This is a genomic window from Hyphomicrobium sp., assembly GCF_036833075.1.
GTDB lineage: Bacteria > Pseudomonadota > Alphaproteobacteria > Rhizobiales > Hyphomicrobiaceae > Hyphomicrobium_C.
This window is the reverse complement of the sequence record NZ_DAITQL010000102.1, coordinates 1-1116: the sequence shown is the minus strand read 5'-3', so window position 1 is coordinate 1116 and position 1116 is coordinate 1. Positions and strand designations below refer to the sequence as shown.

The window sequence follows — 1116 nt, the reverse complement described above, 5'->3', positions numbered from 1 at the left end:
GAGAGACGGACTGTTGCGCCCAGGGAAAGCATCTTCGGTCTCATCGGAGACCTCGCGAACGAGAGGATACATGCGGTGAAGAAGGATGAGCTCGCCAAGCTGCAGGCCTACCTGAGAAAGACATTCGGCGCCCCCAAGCTCGAGGTGCGCGCGCAGCCGAAGAAAGAGGACATGGCGGAGGTCTTCATCAACGGCGAGTTCGTGGCCACCCTCTACCGCGAGGAGGAGGAGGGCGAGGTCTCCTACCAGTTCCAGATGGCGATCCTCGAGATGGATCTCGAGGAGGCGTGAGGATGGCGCTTTACGAGTTGGAAAGCGTCCGCCCCAGCACTCCTGCCGACGGCAGCTTCTGGGTGGCGCCGAACGCGGTCGTGCTGGGCAAGGTTGTCATCGAGACGGACGCCAGCGTCTGGTTCGGCGCCGTTCTGCGCGGCGACAACGAGCCGATCCGTGTCGGCGCGCGCTCGAACGTTCAGGACGGCTGCGTGCTGCACACCGATCCCGGCTTTCCCCTTGAGATTGGCGAGGATTGCACCGTCGGCCACATGGTCATGCTGCACGGCTGCACGATCGGACGCGGCAGCCTGATCGGCATCGGCTCCATCATCATGAACGGGGCGAAGATCGGCGAGGAGTGTCTTATCGGCGCCAATACGCTGATCCCCGAGGGCAAGGTGATCCCGCCGCGCTCGATGGTGCTCGGCTCGCCGGGCAAGATCGTACGCGAGCTTTCCGACGAGGACGCCCGCCGCTTCGGCGGCGCGGCGGGCCGCTACGTCAAGAACTGGAAGCGCTACAAGTCCGGCCTCGAACCGATCTCCTGACCTCGATCCCCTCCTGTCGTTCGCGCCGAGGGAGGCGCCCGGCCGGCCTTTCGATCTCCTGTGGCCACCGGAGCTTCAAAAAAATTGAGCCGGACGCGAGGGGAATCGCATCCGGCTCGAGGGTGAGCCCGGTTGGGGCAGGGGAGCCCGGGCTCGAGTCAACCTGGAGTCTAGGTCATGGTCTAACGACCGTTGCGCACGCCCGCGATGGCCTCGGGGGCGGAGCGGTCGCTGGCGTCGAGCGAAACCCACACGCGCGGATCGAGATAGGATTGGCGCATGATGAAGTAGT

At 64.8% G+C, this 1116-nt stretch carries 2 protein-coding genes; both read left to right on the top strand.

What is annotated here, in order from left to right:
* Window positions 1-291: DUF3126 family protein (locus tag V7082_RS19365; protein WP_442909825.1), on the top strand; the 291-nt coding region annotated here is incomplete at its 5' end.
* 2 nt (window positions 292-293) lie between these two features.
* Window positions 294-824, top strand: coding sequence for a gamma carbonic anhydrase family protein (locus V7082_RS19360; RefSeq protein WP_334151133.1), 531 nt, complete (start codon window positions 294-296; stop codon window positions 822-824).
* Window positions 825-1116: the final 292 nt, after the last annotated feature.